The organism is Streptomyces sp. NPDC023481, from assembly GCF_055560195.1.
This window is the reverse complement of sequence record NZ_JBVHJE010000005.1, coordinates 1-16,958: the sequence shown is the minus strand read 5'-3', so window position 1 is coordinate 16,958 and position 16,958 is coordinate 1. Positions and strand designations below refer to the sequence as shown.

At 73.4% G+C, this 16,958-nt stretch carries 14 protein-coding genes; 9 read left to right on the top strand and 5 right to left on the bottom strand.

Annotated elements, in window-relative coordinates:
- Positions 1-35 precede the first annotated feature (35 nt).
- Positions 36-1,607 (bottom strand): glycerol-3-phosphate dehydrogenase/oxidase, encoded by a 1,572-nt coding sequence (locus ACZ3ZD_RS12440; protein ID WP_467395868.1) that lies wholly within the window; start codon positions 1,605-1,607, stop codon positions 36-38.
- Positions 1,604-2,215 (bottom strand): TetR/AcrR family transcriptional regulator, encoded by a 612-nt coding sequence (locus ACZ3ZD_RS12435; RefSeq protein WP_467395866.1) that lies wholly within the window; start codon positions 2,213-2,215, stop codon positions 1,604-1,606. The genes ACZ3ZD_RS12440 and ACZ3ZD_RS12435 overlap by 4 nt, the downstream gene beginning before the upstream one ends.
- A 190-nt stretch (positions 2,216-2,405) precedes the next feature.
- Between ACZ3ZD_RS12435 and ACZ3ZD_RS12430 the strand changes: the two genes are divergently transcribed.
- The 5 genes from ACZ3ZD_RS12430 to ACZ3ZD_RS12410 all read left to right on the top strand — a co-directional run bounded on the left by ACZ3ZD_RS12430 (position 2,406) and on the right by ACZ3ZD_RS12410 (position 8,157).
- Entirely contained in the window at positions 2,406-3,995 is a 1,590-nt protein-coding gene (locus tag ACZ3ZD_RS12430; RefSeq protein WP_467395864.1) for an FAD-binding oxidoreductase, read from the top strand.
- 38 nt (positions 3,996-4,033) lie between these two features.
- The gene (locus ACZ3ZD_RS12425) at positions 4,034-4,915 is read left to right on the top strand and encodes a diacylglycerol kinase family protein (RefSeq protein WP_467395862.1); all 882 of its coding nucleotides are present in this window, start codon (positions 4,034-4,036) and stop codon (positions 4,913-4,915) included.
- Between the two features lie 63 nt (positions 4,916-4,978).
- Complete coding sequence (locus tag ACZ3ZD_RS12420; RefSeq protein WP_467395860.1) at positions 4,979-5,347, top strand: NUDIX hydrolase; 369 nt, start codon at positions 4,979-4,981, stop codon at positions 5,345-5,347.
- A gap of 116 nt (positions 5,348-5,463) precedes the next feature.
- On the top strand, positions 5,464-7,965 hold the full coding sequence (locus tag ACZ3ZD_RS12415; RefSeq protein ID WP_467395858.1) for an ATP-dependent Clp protease ATP-binding subunit: 2,502 nt from the start codon (positions 5,464-5,466) through the stop codon (positions 7,963-7,965).
- A 42-nt stretch (positions 7,966-8,007) separates the two neighbouring features.
- Entirely contained in the window at positions 8,008-8,157 is a 150-nt protein-coding gene (locus tag ACZ3ZD_RS12410; RefSeq protein WP_467395856.1) for a hypothetical protein, read from the top strand.
- Between the two features lie 35 nt (positions 8,158-8,192).
- Here ACZ3ZD_RS12410 and ACZ3ZD_RS12405 read toward each other — a convergent pair whose 3' ends face one another.
- Entirely contained in the window at positions 8,193-8,570 is a 378-nt protein-coding gene (locus ACZ3ZD_RS12405) for an STAS domain-containing protein (protein WP_467395854.1), read from the bottom strand.
- Between the two features lie 345 nt (positions 8,571-8,915).
- Here ACZ3ZD_RS12405 and ACZ3ZD_RS12400 point away from each other — a divergent pair, with 345 nt between their 5' ends.
- A complete protein-coding gene (locus ACZ3ZD_RS12400) occupies positions 8,916-10,619 on the top strand; it encodes an LCP family protein (protein WP_467395852.1) in 1,704 nt (567 codons plus the stop codon).
- Positions 10,620-10,644: 25 nt separating this feature from the next.
- Here the strand turns inward: ACZ3ZD_RS12400 and ACZ3ZD_RS12395 are convergent, their stop codons facing one another.
- Together ACZ3ZD_RS12395 and ACZ3ZD_RS12390 are read right to left on the bottom strand one after the other, a co-directional pair.
- Complete coding sequence (locus ACZ3ZD_RS12395) at positions 10,645-11,490, bottom strand: DUF1206 domain-containing protein (protein ID WP_467395850.1); 846 nt, start codon at positions 11,488-11,490, stop codon at positions 10,645-10,647.
- A 613-nt stretch (positions 11,491-12,103) separates the two neighbouring features.
- Positions 12,104-13,219 carry an MFS transporter gene (locus ACZ3ZD_RS12390; RefSeq protein WP_467395848.1) on the bottom strand — a complete coding sequence of 372 codons (1,116 nt, stop codon included), beginning with the start codon at positions 13,217-13,219 and terminating at the stop codon, positions 12,104-12,106.
- 314 nt (positions 13,220-13,533) lie between these two features.
- Between ACZ3ZD_RS12390 and ACZ3ZD_RS12385 the strand changes: the two genes are divergently transcribed.
- The 3 genes from ACZ3ZD_RS12385 to ACZ3ZD_RS12375 all read left to right on the top strand — a co-directional run bounded on the left by ACZ3ZD_RS12385 (position 13,534) and on the right by ACZ3ZD_RS12375 (position 16,831).
- A complete protein-coding gene (locus tag ACZ3ZD_RS12385; protein WP_467395846.1) occupies positions 13,534-14,196 on the top strand; it encodes a ScbR family autoregulator-binding transcription factor in 663 nt (220 codons plus the stop codon).
- Between the two features lie 93 nt (positions 14,197-14,289).
- A complete protein-coding gene (locus tag ACZ3ZD_RS12380) occupies positions 14,290-14,415 on the top strand; it encodes a hypothetical protein (protein ID WP_467395844.1) in 126 nt (41 codons plus the stop codon).
- Positions 14,416-14,650: 235 nt separating this feature from the next.
- Entirely contained in the window at positions 14,651-16,831 is a 2,181-nt protein-coding gene (locus tag ACZ3ZD_RS12375) for an MMPL family transporter (protein ID WP_467395842.1), read from the top strand.
- Positions 16,832-16,958 lie beyond the last annotated feature (127 nt).

The following is a 16,958-nucleotide window of genomic DNA, read 5'->3' as shown; positions in this document are numbered from 1 at the left end:
GGTGCGCGGCCTGCTCCGACGGAATGGCAGGCGCGTCACCGCCCGCCCGGGACGCCCTCCCCGAGGACTTCCCGGGCCGCGGGGAGCGCCTGGACGCGGTCGCGGGGGACCACGCCGATGCGGGTGCGGCGGTCCAGGAGGTCGGACTCGTCCAGGGCGCCCTCGTGGTGGACGGCCCACAGGAGTTCGGCGCGGGTGACGGGGTGGCCGGGGATCACCGGTTCGGCCAGGGCGGGGTCCTCGGCGGCGAGGGCGTGGACCGCGACGGCCTCGGTGCCGTAGCGGCGGACCAGGCGGCGCGGTGCGGGCAGCGCGCGCAGCCGCTCCCGGGAGGCGGCGCCGACCAGCGGGAGCGCGGCGGTGGGGGAGGGGGCCGCGCGCAGGCCCCGGGCCGCCGTCGCCGCGTCCACGGCGTCCTGCGCCATCCGCCGGTAGGTGGTGAGCTTGCCGCCGACCACGGTGGTGACACCGTCCGGGGAGGTGACCACGGCGTGCCGGCGGGAGATGTCGGAGGTGCGGCCCGCCGAGCCGTCCGTGGAGGTGTCGAGCAGGGGGCGCAGCCCGGCGAAGGCGCCGACCACCTCGTCCCGGCCGACCGGGGTGTCCAGGGCCGAGCCCAGCACGTCCAGCAGGAAGCCGATGTCGGTCTCGGGCACCTCGGGCACGTCCGGTATCCCGCCCTCGACCGGCTCGTCGGTGAGACCGACGTAGACCCGGCCGTCCCCCTGCGGCAGCACCAGCACGAAGCGGTTGGTCTCGCCGGGGATCGGGATGTGCAGGCCGGCCGGCAGGGTGCCGAGCCGCTCCGAGCGCAGGACCAGGTGGGTGCCGCGGGACGGCCGGATCCGGATGCCGTCGGCGAGGGTGCCCGCCCACACCCCGGCGGCGTTGATCACCGCGCGCGCCCTGATCTCGCCCTCCTCGCCGGTGAGTTCGTCCCGGACGCGGGCGCCGGTCCCGGTCAGCTCCAGCGCGCGGACCCGGGTCAGCACCCGCGCGCCGTGCGCGGCGGCCGTCCGGGCCAGGGCGGTCACCAGCCGGGCGTCGTCGGTCACCCTGCCGTCCCAGGACAGCAGCCCGCCGCGCAGCCCGGCCGCGCGGACCGAGGGTGCCAGGTGCCGGGCCTCCGTCGCCGCCAGCCGGCGCGGAGCGGGCAGCACCCGGCGCGGGGTCCGGGCGGCCAGCCGCAGCAGGTCCCCGGCACGGAACCCGGCCCACGCCAGCGAGGCCTGCGCCCGGGACACCAGCGGGGTCAGCGGCAGCACGAACGGCTGGGCGGCCACCAGGTGCGGGGCGGTACGGGTCATCAGCACCCCGCGCTCGACCGCGCTCTCGTGGGCCACGTCGAACTGCGCGGAGGCCAGATAGCGCAGCCCGCCGTGGATGAGCTTCGAACTCCAGCGGGAGGTGCCGAACGCCAGGTCGTGGGCGTCCACCGCGACCACGTCCAGTCCGCGGGCCGCCGCGTCCAGCGCGACCCCGGCCCCGGTGGCTCCGAGCCCGACGACGAGGACGTCGGCCGTCCGGCCGTCCGCGGCCTCGGTCAGTTCCCGGCGGCGCCGGTGTGCGCTCAGGGACGAGCCGTCCGCGGCCTCGGTGTGGCTCATGGCGTCAGGGTCCTCTCCAGGAGGGTGCGCAGCTCACCGAGGAACGCGGCGGAGTCCAGCTCCGGATCGTCCTCGTCGGTCATCGTGCGCAGGGACAGGGTGAAGGACTGCACGGTCAACAGCAGGGCGCGCGCCTGCCGTTCGGGGTGGCCGGGCCGTACCGAACCGTCCGTGTGGCCCTCGCGCAGCGCGTCGCCCAGCAGGGCCAGCAGCGCCTCCTGGCTCGCTCCGCGCCGGTCGAGGACGTACGGCAGCAGCAGTTCCGGATCGACGTCGACGATCTTGCGGAAGAGCGGGTGCGCCCGGAACGCCTCGACGCCGGCCACCATCCCGTCCACGATCCGGGTGCGCGTGCCGGTGCCGGGCGCGGGCTGCGGTATGGCCCGGGTGGCCACGTCGATCCACTCCCGCGTCATCAGGTCGCCCACCAGGGTCCGCAGGTCCGGCCAGCGCCGGTACAGCGTCATCCGGGAGACGCCGGCGCGGCGGGCCACGTCGGCGAGCGTGGTGCGCCGCACCCCGACGGCGAGTACACAGTCGCGTACCGCGTCGAGCACGGCGTCGTTGTCCGAACCGCTGCCCGAACCGTTGTGACGAATAGGCGTCATGTGTCACAGTGTAACGCCCCGGGGCCGGGACGGAAGCGGTACGGCCCCGAAGGGGACCGGCCGGGCCGCGCGAACCGGCGTCCGACCGGTCCGACCGACACCGCGACCGGTGCCCCGACCGGCACGGAGACCAGCCCACTTCGACCAGCACCCCCGACCTGCCACCCCGACCTGTGAGGACGACCGTTCAATGGACATGCTGTGGAACGGCTGGGGCGACCCGGCCAAGGCGGCACCGCTGCCCGAGGCGGTGACCGGGCTGCTGCGCGACCTGCTCGGTGTCACACCGCGCAGCGCCCCCGCCCTCGGCCTGGAGGACATCCGCCCGCCCGCCCCCACGGCAGCCCCCGACGCCCTGCGCGCCCTCGCCGCGGCCGTCGGCGACGCGCACGTGCGCACGGACGCGGAGAGCCGGGTGCGGCACACCCGCGGCAAGTCCACCCCCGACCTGCTGCGCATCCGCGCCGGCGACGTCACCGACGTCCCGCAGGCCGTCGTCCTGCCCGCCACCCACGACGAGGTCCTGGCCGTCCTGCGTGCCTGCGCCGCGCACGGCCTCGCCGTCGTGCCCTTCGGCGGCGGCACCTCGGTGGTGGGCGGACTCGCCCCGCGGCGCAGCGCGTTCGTCGCCCTGGACCTGCGCCGCATGAACGCCCTGCTCGACCTGGACCCCGTGTCCCGCACCGCCGTCCTGCAGCCCGGCCTGCGCGCGCCCGAGGCCGAGGCCCTGCTCGCCGGGCACGGCTTCACCCTCGGCCACTTCCCGCAGTCCTTCGAGTGGGCCACCATCGGCGGCTTCGCCGCGGCCCGCTCCAGCGGACAGGCCTCCGCCGGGTACGGCCGCTTCGACGAGATGGTGCTCGGACTGACCGTTGCCACCCCCGAGGGCACCATCGAGACCGGCCGCGCGCCCCGCTCCGCCGCCGGACCCGACCTTCGCCAGCTGATCCTCGGCTCCGAGGGCGCCTTCGGCGTCATCACCTCCGTCACCGTACGGATCCGGCCGCTGCCCGAGACCCGGGTGTACGAGGGCTGGCGGTTCCGCTCCTTCGAGGAGGGCGCCGCCGCACTGCGCCGGCTCGCCCAGGACGGACCCCGGCCGACCGTGCTGCGCCTGTCCGACGAGACCGAGACGCTCGTCGGGCTCGCCCAGCCCGACGCCATCGGCGACGACCCGGCCCAGGGCGGCGCGGGATGTCTGGCCGTCACCGGGTACGAGGGGACGGCCGAGGACACCGCGTACCGCCGCGAGCGGGCGGCGGCCGTCCTGGCGGACTGCGGCGGCACCCCGGCCGGCGCCGAACCCGGCGAACGCTGGGCGCACGGCCGTTACTCCGCGCCCTACCTGCGCGACGCCCTGCTCGACGTCGGCGCCTTCGCCGAGACCCTGGAGACCGCGGCCTTCTGGTCCCGCGTACCCGAGTTGTACACGGCCGTCCGCACCGCCCTGACCGACACCCTCACCCGGGCCGGCACCCCGCCCCTGGTGATGTGCCACATCTCCCACGTGTACGAGAACGGCGCCTCCCTGTACTTCACCGTCGTCAGCGCCCAGGGCGAGGACCCGGTGGCCCACTGGAGGCCCGCCAAACACGCGGCCAACGAGGCCGTGTTGGCGGCCGGCGGCACCATCTCCCACCACCACGGGGTCGGCACCGACCACCGCGACTGGTACGTCCGCGAAGCCGGCCCGCTCGGCATCTCGGCCCTGCGCGCCGTCAAGCGCCGCCTGGACCCCGAGGGGCTGCTCAACCCCGGCGTCCTGCTGCCCACCGACTGACCCCACCCGATCCGACCGCCTGCCTCGGAGGCCCACCGATGCGCCAGTTCACCGCCGTCGTCAACCCCACCGCGGGCGGCTCCACCGGGGCGGCGCCCCTGCTCGCACTGGCCCGGCTGCTCCGCGCGGCCGGCGCCGGACTGGAGACCGAGTACAGCCGGAGTCTCGCCCACGCCCAGGACATCGCCCGCGCCGCCGGCGAGCGCGGCCGGATCGTCCTGGCCGTGGGCGGCGACGGCATCGCGGGCGGCATCGGCGGCGCGCTGAGCGGCACCGGAACCGTGCTGGGCCTCGTACCCGCCGGACGCGGCAACGACTTCGCCCGCGCGCTGGACCTGCCCGCAGACCCGGACGCCCTCGCCGACCTGCTGTTGCACGCCGAGCCCCGGCCGGTGGACACCATCGAGGTCGAGTCGGCCGTCCACCCGCGCACGGTGGTCCTGGGCAGCGTGTACGCGGGCGTCGACGCGGAGGCCAACCGGCACGCCAACAACGCCCGGCTGCTGCGCGGCGCCGCCTCCTACTACGCGGGCGGCCTGCGCGCCGTCACCACCTGGCGGGCGGCCGACTTCCGGGTCACCGTCGACGGCGAGGAGCACCACCACCGCGGCTACACCGTCGTCGCCGCCAACTCGCCCTACTACGGCTCCGGTCGGCTCATCGCGCCCGGCGCCCGCGTGGACGACGGGCTGATGGACGTCGTACTGATCCGCGACGCCCCGCGCCGGCTGTTCTTCACCCTGATGAACGAGCTGAAGACCGGCGCCCACGTCCGCCGCCCCGAAGTACGCGTCCTGCGGGGCCGGGAACTGCGCATCGAGGCCGGCCGGCCCGTCCCCTACGGCGCCGACGGCGAGGTGGACGCCACCCTCCCGGTCACCGTACGGGTACGGCCCGGGGATCTGCCGGTGCTGTACTGAGGCCCACAGGGAATCACCTGCCCACCCCTGGGTAGGCACCAAGTACCGCGGAGGGGGAGCCGTATGACGCTGGAACAGGCCGGGGGAGTGGTGCGGGCGGTCGTCCTGTACGACGGGCGGGTGCTGCTCGTGCCGGAGGGCGACGGCTGGGGACTGCCCGCGGGCACCCCGGAGCCGGCCGAGACCGCGCAGGCCACCGCGGCGCGGATCGTGTACGAGATCACCGGCTACCTCGCGGACGGCACCGACCCGCTGGAGCCGGAGGAGGGGGCGAGGGAGACGGCCGTGGTCTGCCAACTCCTGAGCGAGTCACCGTCGTCCGGCGGCCGCGTCGCACCGGACCGGCTCCGCTGGATCCCGGCAGGGGAGACCGCCGGCATCCCGCTGCCGGCCACGGTACGCGCCTACCTCCAGGGGCACACCCCGGTGTGACCGCGGCCTCCGCTTGCGGTGCCGCCCGCGCGGGGTTTCAGTGAGTACGGACCCCTCGCAGCCCCCTGTCCGGACACCCGTCCCGGATCGCTGCCCCTCGCGAGCCAGGAGGCGTCATGTCGATGTCGTTCGGTGGACCGCTCGGTTCCTCGGATCCGTTCAGCGAGCTGCTGAACCGCTTCTTCGGTATGTCGCCCGGGTCCTCCCCGCCCGCCGTGCAGCGCGTCCCCATCGGACGGCTGCTGACGGAGTCGTCGCGGGACCTGCTGAACCTGGCCGCGCAGCGGGCCGCCGAGGACGGCACCTCCGACCTCGACACCGAACACCTGCTCTGGGCGGCCACCCAGGTCGCGCCCTCGCGCCGGCTGCTCGCCCAGGTGGGCGTGGACCCCGACACGGTCGCCGCCGAGCTGGCCAAGGTCCTGCCCCGCGAATCCGCCGAGCCGTCCGCGCAGCCGGGCCTCACCCCGGCGGCCAAGCGCACGCTCCGCGCCGCCTACGCCCGCTCACAGGCGGCCGGCGTCTCCTACATCGGCCCCGAGCACATCCTGGGCGCCCTGCTCGGCGACCCCGACACCGGCGCCACCCGGATGCTGCGGACGGAGGGCCTGGACACCGGGCGTCTGGCCGGCCTGACCGAACAGCCGGCGGCGCGCGCCGAGGGGGCCCCGGCCGAACGGAAGACGCCGGCCACGACCCTGGACGAGTACGGCCGCGACCTGACCGAGGAGGCACGGGCCGGCAGACTCGACCCGGTGGTCGGGCGGGCCGAGGAGATCGAACAGACCGTCGAGATCCTCTCCCGGCGCTCCAAGAACAACCCCGTACTGATCGGCGAACCGGGCGTCGGCAAGACCGCCATCGTGGAGGGGCTCGCCCAGCGCATCGTGGCCGAGGAGGTCCCCGACGCCCTGAAGAACAAACGGGTCGTCTCGCTGGACCTGTCGGCCATGGTGGCGGGCGCGCAGTACCGGGGGCAGTTCGAGGAGCGGCTGAAGAAGGTCATCGAGGACGTCCAGGCGGCCGGCGGCGACATCATCCTGTTCATCGACGAACTGCACACGGTGGTGGGCGCCGGCGCCACCGGCGAGGGCTCCATGGACGCGGGCAACATGCTCAAGCCCGCCCTCGCGCGCGGGGAACTCCACGTGGTGGGCGCCACGACCATCGACGAGTACCGCAGGTACGTGGAGAAGGACGCCGCCCTGGAGCGCCGGTTCCAGCCGGTGATGGTCCCGGAGCCCACCGTCGAGGAGACCGTGCTGATCCTCGAAGGGCTGCGCGACTCCTACGAGGCGCACCACCAGGTCCGCTTCGACGACGCCGCGTTGGTGGCGGCCGCCGAACTCTCCGACCGCTACATCGGCGACCGCTTCCTGCCCGACAAGGCCATCGACGTGATGGACCAGGCCGGCGCCCGGGTGCGGCTGCGCGGCGCCGCACGCTCCACCGAGATCGTCCGCTGCGAGGACCGTATCGCCGAACTGCGGCGGGAACTCGAACAGGCCGTGTCCGCCGAGGACTTCGAGAAGGCCTCGGACCTCAAGCGGCGGATCGCCGAGGCCGAGGCGGAACTCGCCGGCATCGAGGAGCGCCGCGCGGGCGTCGTCTCCGTCACCGCCTCCGACATCGCCGACGTCGTCTCCCGCCGCACCGGGATCCCCGTCTCCCAACTCACCGCCGGCGAGAAGGAGAAGCTGCTGCGGCTGGAGGAGGAGATGCACGCGAGGATCGTCGGCCAGGACGAGGCGGTCACCGCGGTCTCCCAGGCCGTACGGCGCAACCGCGCCGGCATGGGCGACCCGAACCGCCCGGTCGGGTCCTTCCTGTTCCTCGGCCCGACCGGCGTCGGCAAGACCGAACTCGCCAAGACCCTCGCCGCCCTGCTGTTCGGCGAGGAGGACCGCATGATCCGGTTCGACATGAGCGAGTTCCAGGAGAAGCACACCGTGGCCCGGCTGGTCGGCGCGCCCCCCGGATACGTCGGCTACGAGGAGGCGGGCCAGCTCACCGAGCAGGTCCGCCGCCGGCCCTACAGCGTGGTGCTGTTCGACGAGGTGGAGAAGGCCCACCCCGACGTCTTCAACACGCTGCTGCAGATCCTGGACGACGGCCGGCTGACCGACGCCCAGGGCCGCACCGTCGACTTCCGGCACTGCGTCGTCATCATGACGTCCAACATCGGCGCGCGCCGGATCCTGGACCACCAGGGCGATGTGTCCGCTCTCAAGGACGAGTTGACGGACGAGCTGCGCGGCAGGTTCCTGCCCGAGTTCCTCAACCGGATCGACGACATCATCATCTTCCACGGCCTCACCGAGGACGACCTGGGGCGGATCCTGGACCACCTGCTGGACCGGAGCAAGCGCAAGGTGCACGCCCAGGGCATGGGCCTGGAGGTCTCGGACGCGGCCAAGAGGCTGCTGATCGCCCACGGTTACCAGCCGGAGTTCGGCGCCCGCCCGCTGCGCCGCACGATCCAGGCCGAACTCGACAACCGCATCGCCACCATCCTGCTCACCGGCGAGGCCGAGCCCGGCGACACCATCGTCGCCGACGTCCGGGACGACTCGCTGCACTGCTCGGTGCGGCGGAGCGAGGCCGGTCAGCCCGCCTGACCGGTGACAGTCCGGCGCACGGCTCCGGTGGAGTGAGGGGACATGCGGGGATATCGTGCTTGTGTACCCGGGCGGAGCCGATCGCGCTCCGCCCACTGCCGTCCGGAGGTGCCCATGTCCTCGAAGCGACGTCGGAAGAAGAAGTCGCGCCGCAAGCACGCGGCCAACCACGGGCGACGCCCGCAGTCCTGACAGCCGCGGGGGTCATCCGGGGGGGGCGGGGGCCTTCAGGCCTCCAGGGCGTCACGGACGCCGGGGTAGCAGGGCAGCAGGGGGGTGAGGCCGACGATCTCCAGGGTGCGCAGCACGGGTCTGCGCACGCCTGCCAGCCGTAGCCAGCCCGTGGGGCCGTGGGCCTGGTGGCCGGCGATGAGCACGTTGATGCCGCTGGAGTCCATGAAGGGCACGCCGCTGAGATCGGCCACGGTGCGCGCCCCGTCGGGGTCCGCGGGGACGAGGGCCCGGCGGAGGGTGCCGGAGGTGTGGTGGTCGACCTCGCCGACCACCGTGACGACGGTGACACCGTCGACGGCCGACCGGGTCACCGACAGCCTGTCCGGTTCCGTCTGTTCGTTGGTGCCTGTCGTGTCTGCCGCGTCTGCCACGTGATCCTCGTGTCCGTCGTTCGTCCGATCCTTGCCCTGAGCTTTTCTCTCCGGGAGGCTGCCCAGCATCGCACGGAGGATGCCGGTCGGTCCCGTCGCGCTCCCGCGTACACCCGGTGCTCACCCCGCAACCTCTCACGCCTCTCGGGTGTCCACTACCCGGAGTTCGGTAAGAACGGGTGACGGGGCCGTCGGCTCACGGCGAGGACACGTAGACTCCCGCTTTCCGGCCCGTTCCGGCGGGCCTGTGAATCGGATGTGCATCCGCGCTGTTCGGACAACGTGTTTGCTAGATTGCGCAACTACGCAATCGAGCGCTGGTGCGACCGTTCAGGGGAGTGGGAGATGAGCGACCCGTGGGACGGCCCGGCCGGCCGGGCCACGCGCAGCCGCGGCACACAGGTTCCGGAACAGCGCGGGGCCGAGCCGGCCGGCGCGCGTCAGCCGGGCGGCCGGGCCGCGGCCCGGGCCGCCTCGCGTGCGCGGGGCGGCCCACGGTCCCGACGCCGGGCCCGCCCGGCGGGCCGCGGCAGGCGGTTCCTGAAGATCACCGGGATCTGCCTGTCCGTCCTCATCGTGGTCACCGCCGGCGCGGGCTGGTGGTTCTACGAGCACCTGAACGGCAACATCCACAGCGTCTCCCTGGACGGCAAGGGCGGCACCGAGAAGGCCGACGCCTTCGGCCGCACCCCCATCAACATCCTCGTCATGGGCTCCGACGGCCGTACCAGCGCCACGGACTGCAAACTCGGCGGCGGCTGCGCGAAGACCGGTGTGCAGACCGGGAGCAACGCGGACGTGCAGATGGTGCTGCACATATCCGCCGACCGCTCCAACGCCACCGTGATGAGCATCCCCCGGGACACCATGACCAAGGTCCCGGCCTGCGAGGACAAGGAGAGCGGCCGGTCCACCGCCGGTTACTACGGCCAGATCAACAGCGCCCTCCAGTACGGCCCCGCCTGCCAGGTCGCCACGGTCCACCAGCTCACCGGCATCCCCATCGACCACTTCGTCAAGCTCGACTTCTCCGGCGTCGTGAAGATGTCCGACGCGGTCGGCGGTGTCTCCGTGTGCGTCAGCGACGACGTCTACGACACCTACTCGCACCTCAAGCTCTCCCAGGGCACCCACACCCTGAAGGGCGTCGCCGCCCTGGAGTTCGTACGCTCCCGGCACGGCTTCGGCGACGGCAGCGACCTGGGTCGTACGATCTCGCAGCACATCTTCCTGAGCGCGATGATCCGCAAGTTCAAGAGCGCGGGCACGCTCACCGACCCCACCGCGGTCTACCACCTCGCCGACGCCGCCACCAAGGCACTGACCGTGGACGACGGCCTGGGAACCGTGAAGAAGCTGATCTCGCTCGCGGGCGACGTGAACAAGGTCCCGACCAAGCGGATCACCTTCACCACCATGCAGACGGCCCCGGACCCGGCCGACAAGGACCGGGTCGTGGTCGGCGCCGGCGCCCAGTCCCTGTTCTCCACGATCGCCGACGACCAGTCCCTGACCACCGGTTCCGGCAAGAAGTCGGCGGCGGCCTCGGCGACCGCGAAGGCGACGGCCACCGCCGTGCCCGCCGCACGGATCACGGTGAACGTGGAGAACGGCACCACGGTCACCGGCCGTGCCTCGGCCGTCGCCGCCACCCTCACCGCCAAGGGCTTCAACCCGGGTACGACCACGGCCAACGCCCCGAGCCCCGCGGCGCGCACCACCCTCACCTACGGCGCCGGAGACAAGCCGGAGGCGCAGACCGTGGCCAAGGCGCTCGGCCTGCCCTCCTCGCACCTGCAACAGGGCACCGGCACCGGCCTCACCCTCGTGATCGGCACCGACTGGCCCGACGGCGACGGCTACCCGGGGGGCGGCTCCGCGCCCGCCGACGCCAAGGCCGCCGTCGGCGGCGCCCACGCCTCCACCGCCGACCAGGCCAAGACCTGCGCCAAGGTCAGCCCCTACAAGACGGTCAGCCTGGACGGCGTCCCCATGACCCCGGCCCAGGCGTACGCGGCGGCGCGGAACAAGCCCGACTCCGACAGCTGAGCGGCACGGCGGGCACCGGGCCGGGTCAGACCCTGCGCCAGCGCGCGTTGCACCAGGAGAAGAGGCCGAACGCGGCCAGGCCGAGCGCGACCAGGGCGAGCAGCCACGGCCCGGCCGGCAGGTCCCGGAAACCGCGCAGGGTGTCGTCCATGCCCCGGGCCTTCCCCGGCTGGTGCTGGACGGCCGCCACGACCGCGAACACCCCGGCCGCGGCGAAGACGACACCACGGGCGCTGCCACCGGTCACCCCGAGGGCCTCCACGACCCTGCGGGTCCTTGCGGACATCTCATGGATCCGCAGGTGCTTGCGGAACTTCCGCTGCATGGCCCGGGCCGCGATCCACAGCCCCGCGATCACCACGCCGACACCCGCGATGCCGAGGAGCCACTGGCCGCCGGGCCACGTCAGCACCCGGGCGGTGACGTCGTCGGTGTTCCGGTCGGAGGACCCGCTGCCGCTGCCCCGGTCCCCGGCCGCGTAGGCGAGCACGGAGTACGACACGAAACAGTAGAAGACGAAACGGCCCAGGTGCGCCGCCCTCTTGCCGAGCTTGGACCCGTCGGGGCCCGGCTCGCCGAAGACCGCCTCCGACAGCCGCCACAGCGCCATCCCGGCCAGCCCGATGCCCACGATCCACAGCATCGCCGACCCGAACGGCCGCCCGGCCAGCTCGCCGAGGGCGCCCCCGCGGTCGGCCTGCTGCCCGCCGCTGTCACCGCCGAAGGCGATCTGCAGCGCGATGACCGCCACGAGTACGTAGATCAGCCCGCGTGCCGCGAACCCCGCCCGGGCCGCCACGTCCATGGCGGTACTGTCCGCCGCCCGGCGCGCCCCGAACCGTCCCTGCAGTGCCCATGCGCGTGCGTTCATACACCGCCTGTTGCCCCCACACCGTGCTCCGACACCTGCACGCGCGGGCGCGCCGACTGCACGCGCGGCGGGCGGGACCCGCGCCCGGGTCACACGCCACGGTCCGCCGGCGGCCGCCCGGGCCGATGCGAGGCAGGGGGAAGGGGCCGATCGAAGGCGGCATCCCGGGAGCGGGCCGGCGGAGCGGCCGCCCGGGGTCGGGGGTGGCGGGTCGGGCGGTGGTGGAGGAGTCCTGGGTCAGGGGCGGCAGGCGGGGCGGTGTGGAGCGGTCCGGGGCCAGCGGCGGACGGGACGGGGCGGTGCCGTCCGGGTCAGCGGCGGCCGGTGGGTCGGTGGGGGAGCCGTCGGGGTCAGGGGCAGTGAACGGCTCGGGGTGGTGCCCTCCGGCGGCGGGCCGGGCCGGCACGGGAGTCGTGGGGCTCAGCGGCGGCGGGCGGTTCGGTTCTGGATCCGTCGGGCCAGCGCGGCGGGCGGCCGGGGTGGATCCGTCGGGTCAGTGGTGGCGGGCGGCGGCGCTGGATCCGTCGAGTCAGTGGTGGCGGACGGGCGGTCCGGGTGGATCCGTCCGTCGGACCAGCGGCGGCGGACGGGTCGGTGGTGGAGGAGTCCCGGGTCAGCGGTGGCGGGCCAGGATCAGGCGTCCGCCGAGCAGTACCGCGCACGCGCCGGTGGCCAGCAGGCCGCCGGCGAGGAAGGTGCCCCGTACACCGGTGAGCGGCAGGATCAGGCCGCCGAGCGCCGCGCCCGCCGCGATACCGGCGTTGTAGGAGCCGGAGTTGGCCGCGAGGGCGATGTCCGTGCGGCCCGGTGCGCAGTGCAGCATCGCGTTCTGGGCCGCCATGAACACCGGTCCGAGCGCGCCGCCCATCACGACCAGGCCCAGCACCGCCGCCACCGGATGGGTGCCCGCCGCGTACAGAACGAGCATGCCCACGGCCTGGACGGCGACGGCCGTGGCCAGCGCGGAGTACGGGAAGCGGTCCAGCAGCGCCCCCGTGATGCTCACTCCGGCCAGGCACGCGACGCCGGACACCGCGAACAGGGCGCCGACCGTGTCCGGCGGGAACCCGCTCACGGTGCCCAGGAACGGCACGAGGTAGGTGAACCCCGCGAACGCCCCGGTCGCGGAGAGGAACCCGGACGCCAGCACGGTCCCGAACCGGCGGGCGTCCGGGCTGCTGGCGTGGGCGGCGGGCTCCTCCTCCGGACGGGAGGTCGGCAACAGGACGGCGATCGTCACGAGGGAGACCAGCCCCAGTGCGGCCGGCAGGGCGACCGGCACCGGCCAGCCGTCGCGCCGGGCCAGCCAGGTCCCGACGGGCACCCCGAGCACGAGGGCGAGCGACCCGGCGACCGACAGCGCACCGACCACCCGCCCGCGGACCTCCGGCGCGAACAGGCCGACCGCGACCGGCCCCATCACCGCCCAGAACAGCGCCTGGGCCAGCGCGGTGAGCAGCCGGCCCGCGAGCAGCACCCAGTAGGAGGTCGCCAGCGCCGCGACCGCGCTGGACACGACCAGCGCCGCCAGCAGCCCGGTGAGCACATGACGGCGGGGGACCGCCCGCACGGCGAGGGCCAGCGGCAGCGAGGCGACGGCCACCGTCACGCCGTAGCCGGTGACCAGCAGGCCGACCGCCGGCAGCGACACCCGCAGGCTCTCGGAGATCAGTCCCAGCAGCCCGACCGGCAGGTTCTCCGCGGTGTTGAGGGTGAAGGCAGCCAGCATGAGGGCCCCGAGCACCGCCGCAGCGCGCCAGGGCGCCGGTCTCGCCGGGACCCCGCGGCCGCGTCCCGACCCGGCCCACCGCGCCTGCTGCGTGACATCGCCCATGCACCCAGCTCACCCGCCGCGCCGGTCCCACCGCAACCCGGTTTCGGGTCCGAGGCACCACGGCGAAACCCTTCCGGAACAGCGCCGCCCGCCCGTATGCCGGGCGCATGTGCCACCTGTGCGTCAACCGTCCCGGCGCGCCTTCCCGTTGAGACGCGTGCGGTATGGTACGAGCTGTTTGGTTTAATTTTCAGCTTGGGGGAGGGTCCATGGCTCAGCAGGAGCGGGCTGTCCGGACCCGACGCGCTGTTCTGGAAGCCGCCGCCGCCGTCTTCGCCGAGCGCGGCTACGCCGCCGCGACCATCGCCGAGATCCTCAACCGGGCCGGTGTCACCAAGGGCGCCCTCTACTTCCACTTCGACTCCAAGGCGGCCCTCGCCCGCGGCGTGCTCCAGGAGCAGATGCGGACGGAGTACCACCTCCCGCGCGAGCTCAAGCTCCAGGAGTGGGTGGACGCGGGGATGACCCTGGCCAAGCGGCTGCCCCAGGAACCCGTCCTGCTCGCCGGGGTCCGGCTCTCGGCCGATCTCCAGGGCCACGACATCCTCGGCAGTGCCTGGCCGGCCTGGGCCCGGCTGACCTCGTGCGTCCTGACGGAGGCCAAGCAGCGCGGCGAGGTGCTCCCGCACGTCGTGCCCGAGGACACCGCCCAGGTCTTCCTCGGCGCCTGGATCGGTGTGCAGTTCGTCTCGCAGGCCGTGGCCGGCTGGGCCGACCTGGACGAGCGGATGTCGGCGCTGTACGGCCACCTGCTGCCCGCGATCGCCGCCCCGGCCGTCCTCGTCCGCCTGGACACCGCACCCGACCGGGGCGCCCGCGTCATCGCCGAGGTCCACGAGAGGTCGACGGCCCTCGCCGGCGTCCCCGGCTGACACAACTTCCCCTGCACGGCCGCGCCCCGCCCGTGCTCGCATCGGCATGTACCAAACCGCTGCGACGGTTTCCCCGCGGGAGTGCTCGCGACCGTGGCATCACCGCCGTCCGTCGGCATCATCACCGCCCTCCGTACGGCTCACATCCCACCAGAAGGGCACGGCGCCGAACGCCTCCCGGGCGCCGAGGTGTTCGTCTGGCGCCGCCCCCGCCCGTGAGCCCGTGTTGGGGGCCCGTTCACCGTCCGGCCTCGGCTTTGTCCGGAAAATTGGCTGGTTTGCCTGTCCGGGCCCGGCCCCGCGCGTCTGGAGCGGGAACACGTGTTCCCGGTCATTAGGATGTGAGGCCAAGACAACCATGCGACCGGCCCGTGGATCCGGGCCGGTCGGGTCGCCGATGCCAGGGACCGCTCCCCGGGCTGCGGTGATCTTCCTTCCCAGGAGGACCCTCCGCATGTTCCGACGAATAGGCAACGCCGTCGTCCGTCATCCCGTTTGGACGATAGTGGCGTGGCTGATTGCCGCGGTGGCGATTGTCGCCACCGCTCCGAGTCTGCCCTCGAACAGTGACGAGAGCAGCTTCCTGCCCAAGAGTTACGAGTCCATCAAAGCGGCGGACCTGCAACAGAGGGCGTTCCCCAGCGCCTTCACCCCGTCCGCGATCGCGCTCTACCAGCGCACCGACGGCGGCCGACTCACCGCCGCCGACCAGAAGGACGTCGCCCGGATCACCGCCCGGCTGGGCGAGAAGCACATCGACCAGGTGCAGAAGGTCGTCCCCGGCCAGCCGTCCAAGGACGGCAGATACGCCCTGACCCTGGTGCAGATGGACAGCAAGAACGCCGGTCAGCCCAAACAGGCCGACGCGGCGAAGGAGTTGCGCGAACAGGCCAGGAAACTGGCTCAGGGCACCCATCTCGACGTCAAGCTCGGCGGCTCCGCCGCGCAGGCGCTCGACCAGCAGGACTCGTCCAAACGCGGCGAGGCGTTGATCGGTATCGGTACCTTCGTCATCATCCTGGTGACCCTGCTGATCATCTTCCGCGCACCGATCCTCGCCATCCTGCCCCTGATCCTGATCGGCGTCGTCTCCGCCGTCGCCAACGGGCTGATCGCCTACGCCACCAAGCTGTTCGACCTGCAGGCCAACAGCTCGATCTCCTCCATACTGATCGTCGTGCTCTTCGGTGTGGGCACGGACTACTTCCTGTTCCTGATATTCCGCTACCGCGAGTGCCTGCGCGCCGGTGAGGAACCCAAGCAGGCCATGATCAACGCCGTGGGCCGGGTCGGCGAGGCCATCGCCTCGGCGGCGGGCGCGGTCATCATCGCGTTCCTCGCCCTGGTGCTGTCCACGCTGGGCTTCCTCAAGCAGATGGGCCCGGCGCTCGCCATCGCGGTCGGCGCCACCCTGGTCGCGGGCCTGACCCTGATCCCCGCCGTGGTCTCGCTGATCGGCCCGAAGGTGTTCTGGCCCTCGAAGTCCTGGCAGAAGGAACCGCAGAACGCCCGCTTCGCCGCCCTCGGTCGGGGCGTCCAGCGCCGCCCGGCACTCACCGCCGTCGCGTCCGGACTCGTCCTGCTCGCCCTGTCGACCGGCATCCTCGGCTACAAGGCCACCTTCGACCTGGCGTCCGGCTCCATGCCCAAGACCAAGGAGTCGATGGTCGTACAGGACGAGATGCAGAAGGCGTACTCGGCGGGCGCCGCGGCACCCACCGACGTCTACCTGTCCAGCACCGACGGCAAGCCGCTGGACCGGACCGCCTTCGACGCGTACGCGAAGAAGCTCGGCGACGTCGACGGCGTGGCCGGCGCCCGGATGACCCAGCTCAACAAGGTCGGCACCACCGCGGACTTCACCGTCACGCTCAAGTACGAGGCGTCGACGGACAAGGCCATCGACGCCGTGGGCCGCGTCCGCGACGTGGCGCACTCCTCGGCGCCCGACGGCACCGAGGCCGTGGTCGGCGGCATGTCCTCGATCTACAAGGACATCGACGCGGCGGTCAACCACGACTACCGGACGGTCTTCCCCGTCGCCGCCCTCCTCATCATGGTGATCCTGGGCCTGCTGCTGCGCAGTGTGGTCGCCCCGTGGTACCTCATCGCCTCCGTGGGCCTCGGCTTCGGCGCCACCCTCGGCGCCACCGTGTGGATCTTCCAGGGGGCGCAGGGCCACTCGGGCCTGATGTTCATGCTGCCGGTGATCATGTACCTCTTCGTGGTCGCGATCGGCACCGACTACAACATCCTCATGATCGCCCGGCTGCGGGAGGAGGCCCGCGAGGGCCGGGAGCCGCGCGAGGCGGCCGGCATGGCGCTCCGGCACGCCGGGCCGACCGTGGCCGCGGCGGGCTTCATCCTGGCGGCGACCTTCGCCACGATGATGCTGGCGGGCAACTCGCTGCTCTCGGAGATGGGCTTCGCGGTCTCCTTCGGTATCGCGGTGGCCGCGTTCGTCATGGCGATGTTCTTCACCCCGAGCCTCACGGCCCTGATCGGCCACGCGGCCTGGTGGCCGGGCCACGGCGACCGGGCGCCGGCACCGGCCGCCGGCACCGCGGGTTCCGGCCCGGTCCAGGGTGACGAGGAGCGGGACACCGCCCACGATCCCGCCGGGCGCCGCGGCTAGGTCCTTTCTTTTGGATCAGGTCGGCTTGGGGTGGCGGTGCCTTTCGGCTGACCCGAGCGGGGTCTGGTGCGTGCAGCTGCAAGGCGGAGGAGGGAGTCGACGCGGAGCGTCGGCGACCGACGACAAC

Bases quoted from the DNA above. Each gene is read 5' to 3' on its own strand.
- ACZ3ZD_RS12440 (WP_467395868.1), bottom strand. From the start codon at position 1,607: ATGAGCCACACCGAGGCCGCGGACGGCTCGTCCCTGAGCGCACACCGG.
- ACZ3ZD_RS12400 (WP_467395852.1), top strand. From the start codon at position 8,916: ATGAGCGACCCGTGGGACGGCCCGGCCGGCCGGGCCACGCGCAGCCGC.
- ACZ3ZD_RS12395 (WP_467395850.1), bottom strand. From the start codon at position 11,490: ATGAACGCACGCGCATGGGCACTGCAGGGACGGTTCGGGGCGCGCCGG.
- ACZ3ZD_RS12420 (WP_467395860.1), top strand. From the start codon at position 4,979: ATGACGCTGGAACAGGCCGGGGGAGTGGTGCGGGCGGTCGTCCTGTAC.
- ACZ3ZD_RS12375 (WP_467395842.1), top strand. From the start codon at position 14,651: ATGTTCCGACGAATAGGCAACGCCGTCGTCCGTCATCCCGTTTGGACG.
- ACZ3ZD_RS12430 (WP_467395864.1), top strand. From the start codon at position 2,406: ATGGACATGCTGTGGAACGGCTGGGGCGACCCGGCCAAGGCGGCACCG.
- ACZ3ZD_RS12385 (WP_467395846.1), top strand. From the start codon at position 13,534: ATGGCTCAGCAGGAGCGGGCTGTCCGGACCCGACGCGCTGTTCTGGAA.
- ACZ3ZD_RS12425 (WP_467395862.1), top strand. From the start codon at position 4,034: ATGCGCCAGTTCACCGCCGTCGTCAACCCCACCGCGGGCGGCTCCACC.
- ACZ3ZD_RS12415 (WP_467395858.1), top strand. From the start codon at position 5,464: ATGTCGATGTCGTTCGGTGGACCGCTCGGTTCCTCGGATCCGTTCAGC.
- ACZ3ZD_RS12435 (WP_467395866.1), bottom strand. From the start codon at position 2,215: ATGACGCCTATTCGTCACAACGGTTCGGGCAGCGGTTCGGACAACGAC.
- ACZ3ZD_RS12390 (WP_467395848.1), bottom strand. From the start codon at position 13,219: ATGCTGGCTGCCTTCACCCTCAACACCGCGGAGAACCTGCCGGTCGGG.
- ACZ3ZD_RS12410 (WP_467395856.1), top strand. From the start codon at position 8,008: ATGCGGGGATATCGTGCTTGTGTACCCGGGCGGAGCCGATCGCGCTCC.